This window comes from Cytophagia bacterium CHB2 (genome assembly GCA_030263535.1).
Lineage (GTDB): Bacteria > Zhuqueibacterota > Zhuqueibacteria > Zhuqueibacterales > Zhuqueibacteraceae > Coneutiohabitans.
Map to the genome: position 1 here is coordinate 1 of SZPB01000474.1, position 6,268 is coordinate 6,268.

A 6,268-nucleotide genomic window follows, 5' to 3' on the forward strand; every position below is an offset into this window, starting at 1 on the left:
CTATATTCTTGAAGAAGTCACTCTCATGAAGAGAGTGAAGGTGGTGATTGCGCTCGGCAAAATCGCATTTGATACCGCGCTTTCTGTTTTCGGTGAAGTGTATGGCGTCAATCATTCTCCCAAACCGAAATTCGGGCATCGCGCGGAAGTGAAGCTGACGGACAAGATCACGCTGATCGCATCATTTCATCCCAGCCAGCAAAACACGTTTACGGGAAGGTTGACGGAGGCGATGTTCGACGGAGTGTTTCGCCGCGCGCGGCAGTTGCTCGATTCTGAATAAGGCCGGCTCCGAGCTCTCAAACCGCCGGGCGGTTCTCATGTGATCTTATAAACTCAATTAATATTTGATATCTCAGCAACAACCACCCGGACGGGACCATCACAATTATGCCTGCACACATTCTCGGCATCGACGCGGCGTGGACGGCGCATCAACCCTCGGGAGTAGCGCTGTTGCGTGTCCGCAAAAACGCCAAACCTGAGTTGATCGCGCTCGGGCGATCTTATGACGAATTCCTTGGCAGCGAAGCGCATGCGGAAATCGATTGGCGCACTCGCGTTCGCGGCTGCCTGCCTCCCATCGACGCTTTGCTTACTCGCTGCAAAAAACTCACTGGCGAGTTGCCGCAAATTGTGGCGCTGGATATTCCTCTGGCGGCCAAGCCGCTCAACGGTCGGCGGCCTTGCGACAATGCTGTCACCTCGGCGTACGTGAGTCGCGGCGCAGGCACGCACACCCCTTCGGCATTGCGCCCGGGTCCGATTTCGAAATCCCTCTTTCAGCAATTGTGCAAAGCCGGGTATGAATGGTACACACACGGCGCCGCCAAACGCGCAGCGCGCGTTTTCATCGAAACCTACCCGCATCCGGCCATCATCGAATTGATGCAGTTACGCATGCGGCTGGCTTACAAAACCTCACGCCTGTCGCAATACTGGTCCGAAGCAAAATCACGCACACGCTGGCTACGCCTCTGCAAAAATCTTGACGCTTTGCGCCGGGCGCTGGCTGATGAAATCGACGGCCTCGAAAACCTCATTCCTTCCGCAAAAATCTTGCTCAAGAATGGCAACAAAGCGCGGCTCAAGCATCTCGAAGATGCGCTGGATGCCGTAGTGTGCGCCTGGATCGGGTATCAGTTTTGGCGCGGCCGTGCCCGGCCATATGGCAATCAGGAGGCAGCGATTTGGCTGCCTGCGCCAGACTTTCGATCCAAAAAACTGGTGATGGCCTCAAAAATTTGAGTGCCAAAACCGCCGCAGGGTATCCTTTGACCACATGCTTTGAGACCTTCCTTTTCCCCGCCTTATCCCCGTTATCCTAAAACCAAATTTTTCAACTATCAAGATTTTGGCTTTCAGAGCACGCGCAGGCTCTGGACTCACCACGTCTTTCTTGTTCATTGGCATTACTTTTGATTTAGCATAGATTCTGAGAAACTTGATTCATCCCCAAATCCCCAAGTACTTTAAGAATAGAGAAGCAGGCTGAAGAGTGATTCAGTTGAAAGAATGCCTGCCAGCTTGAATGGATGTTGAGGTAAAATGATGAAAGCTGCATTCCTTATCAGCCTGGTTGTCCTTGCCTTCAAATCGTGTGATCTTTTCAGTCCAATGGAGCCGGACAACGGGATGAAAGTCACCTTTGCCATCTCCGATACCACCGGCCAGCCGCGTGCCACTTTTCGAACTGGAGAATCTTTTGATCTGATCTTTGCAATCACCAATCTTAGCGGCAAGGATCAAATCTATCGCCACTCCGGCCCGACTGTGATTTTCGAAATCAGACAAGCAGACAGCACGATCACCTCTTCGGTCGATGGACTGGCTTGGGTTCAGGTGGTTGAGTCTGGCGTCTTGCGCAACGGCCAGACGGAAACCCAGACCTGGCGTGCGCCGAATTCGCCGGCGAGACAGCCACGCATTGAACTCGCGCCCGGCGACTATTTCGCGCGTGCCGTCATGCGCTATGGCTTCCAAAAAGCTCCCGTGGTGGAGCCTCCGGATATACCATTTCGAATTGAATTGTGAATACCAGTCCGACTGGCTTACACCGCTGCAACTTGATATAATGTTTTTTTCAAACCTCGGGAGGATAGATTATGCGACATTTCGTTACGATGATGTTGTGCCTGACTTTGCTGGTCGGCGCGCATGCGCCGCAAACACACGCACAAGCCGGCGGCAGCTTCGACTTGCAGGCCTACACCAATTTCCTCGCCAGCCACCGCGATTTGACTCACGAGCAACTGCGCGGCCTGCATCCCACGCCGAATTTTCGAAGTAAACTCGATACCTCCGATGAACAAGCCTTGCTGCGTGAAAATGGCTTTGTGGTGAGCGAGCGGTTGAGGCGCGACAGCTTTGGCCATGCCTTTCTTGAAATCTACAAACATGACTTGCCGGTATTCGTTTCAACCGATGCCATTTTGCATGCGCTGCATCGTTCCTATGACGCGATTCTGCAAGACACGGAAACCGGCGTGCTCATTCCGCGCTTGCAAGAGTTGTTGCTCAAGCTGCGTAACGAATGGCCGAATTTGGCAACGCGTTACCTCAACTTGCCGGCAATGCAGCCGATGTTGAATGACGTTGATGTTTATCTGACTGTTGCCTTGCGCCTGCTCGGCAATCAACTCGCGCCGCAACGCAGTGAGAATACCTCGACTGTTGCAGAATTGCTGAACCTGATTGCCGCTGAGCAGCCCGCTTATTTCTCTTTGTTCAGTGAGACGCAACGGCTGATCGGCTTCAGTCAATTCCGTCCGCGCGGGCATTACACCAATCAAGCAGATCTGCGCAATTATTTCAAGGCTATGATCTGGCTGGGCCGCACGGAATTGATGCTTTCCCCACCGAAAGTGCAAGACGGCTCGGAACCGAGCGCGGCGGACATTCAGCGGCAAACGATCGCGGCCTACTTGCTCTGGGAGGCGGTGCAGAACAGCGGCAGTCTCACTCTGTGGCAGGAAATGGATGGCATCATTCGCTTTCTCGTGGGCGAGAGTGACAATATCACCGTTGATCATTTGCAGCTTTTGGCGAATGAAATCAGCCTGGCAGACGCAAGCGAGTTGCTCGATTCCAGTCGATTGCAGGCGTTGCAATCTGCGCTCGCGGAAAAATCCTACGCCCTTCAGCGCATCAACTCGCAAATCCTGATTTCCGATCCCAACAATCCCGAACAAATTGCGCCGCCTTCGGCATTTCTGCTGCTCGGCCAGCGTTTTGTGATCGACTCCTACGTCATGGGCAACGTGGTGTACGATCGCATTTTATATCAAGATCGCAAAGTGCTGCGCATGCTGCCCTCGAGTCTCGACGTTCTGTTTGCGCTGGGCAATGACGCGGCGAGCATTCTCCTTAAAGACGAGTTGCAGCGTTATCCCTACGCCTCAAATCTGTCAGCGTTGCGTTATCTCGTCGATTCATATGACGAAGAATTTTGGAAAAGCGCATTGTACAACGTTTGGCTGCAAGCCATTCGCCGCCTCAATCCTGCCGATGATCTAACCGTTTTTCCCGCATTCATGCAAACCGGCGCATTTTGGCAGCAGAAGATGAATACCCAACTCGCTTCGTGGGCACAGTTGCGCCACGATAATCTGCTTTATGCCAAGCAATCTTATACTTCCGGCACGACTTGCTTATTTCCATACAGCTTCGTCGAACCGTTTCCGGAATTTTATCGCACGCTGCAAAGTTATGCCGAACAAGCGGAGGCGAAATTCAATACCGTAGCATTCGGCGAGGAATGGCTCAAGGCAAGCATCACGCGCTATTTTTCTCACATGGCCGGGGTGATGGACACGCTGGCTGCGATTGCCGGCAAGCAGCTTCACCACGAGGAACCGGATTCCGCAGAAATACGGTTTCTCCGGCGCATGATGTACAGCACCCCCATCTGCGGCGAACAGCTTGACGGGTGGTACGCGTATCTCTATTATCGCGGCGCGGAACAAAGCATCGAAAAAGATTTGGTGGTGGCAGACGTTCACACGCAGCCCACGGACGAAAGCGGCGCCCTCATCGGCAAAGTCATGCACGCCGGCACCGGGCCGCTCGATCTCGGCGTTTTCATTGCCGAAAATTACGAGGGCAAAGCCACGGCGTTCATCGGGCCGGTGATGAGTTATTATGAACACGTGACGATGAATTTCAAGCGCTTGACGGATGAGGAATGGCAGCAGCTTTATCAGCACCCTCCCTCCTTTCGTCCTGCGTGGGTGAATGTTTATCTCGCTGATGCTGAAGGCAAGCGCCGCAGCGCGGGTCCGCAAATCGCGACCAGTGTGAAAGAGCCGCAATTGGCGAGCGATCTGCCCAAGAGTTTATTGCTGCACCAGAATTATCCCAATCCGTTCAATGCGAACACTCTCATCCGTTTTGAGATTTCACCGGCATTTGCCCATGCCCCGGCAAAATTGGCGATTTACAATCTGCGCGGTGAATTGGTACGCGAGCTGATCGATCAGACATTGCCGGCAGGCAATTATTTGGTGAGATGGGACGGGAAAAATGACTCCGGCAAAGACACAGCCTCCAGCGTTTATTTTTGCCGGCTGCAGGTCGGTAATGTGAGTCAGATGAGAAAGCTGACGCTGTTGCGCTAACCACGGATGATCTGCTGCGGCTTGGCCCTAGCATTTGTTTTGATACGAACCATCAAAGCTTGGAGAGTAACGGCCAGGCGGTGGCTGGCATCCAAAAAACTTTTATAATCGAATTTATGAAAACCTGCTTTCTGCTGATTTACGTTTTGCTGGCAACCAGCGCCGCCCACGCCCAACAACTCGAGCCATTTGGCCTGGAGGGGAAATCTGTCACAGCGATAAATGAATTCTTCGGCGCGCTGTACGTTGCCACCGAGGACAGCGGCGTTTACCGGAGAAATCTTTCTGATCCGGAATGGATTCATCTCGGCGCGCCGGCAAAAAAGTTAACCTCGATTTTTGCGTTTCATACCGTTTGTCCCTTTGTGTGCTGGAAGGGGGTATTGGTTGGCGCAAAACCAGAGCCAGCACCCGGCGATTCTGCGCTGATTTATTTCTACCAACAATACCCAGACACCTGCGAAAAAAAAGGCGCATGGGTCATCGCAGACAGCGGGATCGATCGTTCTGCTGTACGGAGAATCGATGCACTCGCGGGAACGGCGGTATGCCAATCGATCGGGCCGGAATTTGTTACGGCGTTCGCTGCCGGGCCGGGTTCAATCTATCGCTCGCTGGATCGCGGTAAGAGCTGGCAACTGGTTTGGGAAAAACAGTATGCCAACGTTCGCGCGCTGGCTGCCTACAACCGTTCGCAGATTCGCATGACAGAAGAAGAAATCTGGGCCGGGGGCGCATTAAGTGACGGATTGGAAATACAATCAACTTTGATTCTGCGCTCGCGCGATTCCGGAACAACATGGGAAGATCGCAGCCCCACAAATCTCATATTGAGACAAGAGTGCCGCGCGCTGGCAGTTGATCCGGCAGATACGAATATCGTTTATGCCGTGTTGAGCCATACCGTGATCAAAACCCAAGACGCCGGCAAAACCTGGGAAGTAGCCAACCTCACTGATCCGCGCGGAGAGTTCACCTCGGTTCTGATTAACCGCGGTTCTTCCGGTCTCGTGTTCGTGGGCGGTTCTCTCATCGGAAACGATGTCTTTCAACTATTCGAAACGCGAAATGGCGGCGAAAGTTGGACAGAGCCGTTTCCGGCCGGCTCGCGCAAAGGCGTGACGAGCATAATAGCGGATCCGTTTCTCGCGCGTGATCCGCCGCCGCGCCCGGAAATAGCCTATCTTGCCACCCTCGGCACCGGTGTATTTGTTTACAAGCTCGCGCCGGCGCAAATCACAGAGCAAAGCCATCCGCCTGATGATTTTCGTTTCGAACCCTCGTTCGCAAATCCGGGGCGCTTGGCAGATATCTCCGCTCTCACGTTTCATGTTCGTACGCCGGCGGCCGATGCTCTCAATATTCGACTATACAACACTCTCGGGCAACAAATTGCGTTCTGGCGTGTTAATATGCCGGGCGGCGAGCAGAATCTCACGCTGTCGCTGGCCTCGTCTTCGCTCACAGCCGGGGTTTATTTCATGCAAGCGCAGTGGCGCAGCCGGATGATTGTGAAGAAATGGACGGTGTTGCAGTAAGGCCGGCTAACCCGAGTTTACAGCGTTTTTTAAATGCGTGTACAGGATTCGTAGCCCTGCCCCCTTGTGGGGCATTGTTGCAACCGCGAATTTCATGGCTTCAACAGCCGCCCA

The 6,268-nt window shown here is 53.5% G+C and carries 5 protein-coding genes; all 5 read left to right on the top strand.

Annotated features, from left to right (window positions below; translation table 11 throughout):
* On the top strand, positions 1 to 283 hold a 283-nt coding region (locus FBQ85_27455; GenBank protein ID MDL1878869.1), incomplete at its 5' end, for a uracil-DNA glycosylase.
* Positions 284 to 390: 107 nt separating this feature from the next.
* Positions 391 to 1,248 (top strand): DUF429 domain-containing protein, encoded by an 858-nt coding sequence (locus tag FBQ85_27460; GenBank protein MDL1878870.1) that lies wholly within the window; start codon positions 391 to 393, stop codon positions 1,246 to 1,248.
* Between the two features lie 303 nt (positions 1,249 to 1,551).
* Positions 1,552 to 2,034, top strand: coding sequence for a hypothetical protein (locus tag FBQ85_27465; protein ID MDL1878871.1), 483 nt, complete (start codon positions 1,552 to 1,554; stop codon positions 2,032 to 2,034).
* 71 nt (positions 2,035 to 2,105) lie between these two features.
* On the top strand, positions 2,106 to 4,616 hold the full coding sequence (locus FBQ85_27470; protein ID MDL1878872.1) for a DUF3160 domain-containing protein: 2,511 nt from the start codon (positions 2,106 to 2,108) through the stop codon (positions 4,614 to 4,616).
* 116 nt (positions 4,617 to 4,732) lie between these two features.
* Positions 4,733 to 6,154, top strand: coding sequence for a T9SS type A sorting domain-containing protein (locus tag FBQ85_27475; protein MDL1878873.1), 1,422 nt, complete (start codon positions 4,733 to 4,735; stop codon positions 6,152 to 6,154).
* Positions 6,155 to 6,268: the final 114 nt, after the last annotated feature.

Excerpts from the sequence above, each read along its gene's own strand:
- FBQ85_27460 (MDL1878870.1), top strand. The coding sequence starts at position 391 with ATGCCTGCACACATTCTCGGCATCGACGCGGCGTGGACGGCGCATCAA.
- FBQ85_27465 (MDL1878871.1), top strand. The coding sequence starts at position 1,552 with ATGAAAGCTGCATTCCTTATCAGCCTGGTTGTCCTTGCCTTCAAATCG.
- FBQ85_27470 (MDL1878872.1), top strand. The coding sequence starts at position 2,106 with ATGCGACATTTCGTTACGATGATGTTGTGCCTGACTTTGCTGGTCGGC.
- FBQ85_27475 (MDL1878873.1), top strand. The coding sequence starts at position 4,733 with ATGAAAACCTGCTTTCTGCTGATTTACGTTTTGCTGGCAACCAGCGCC.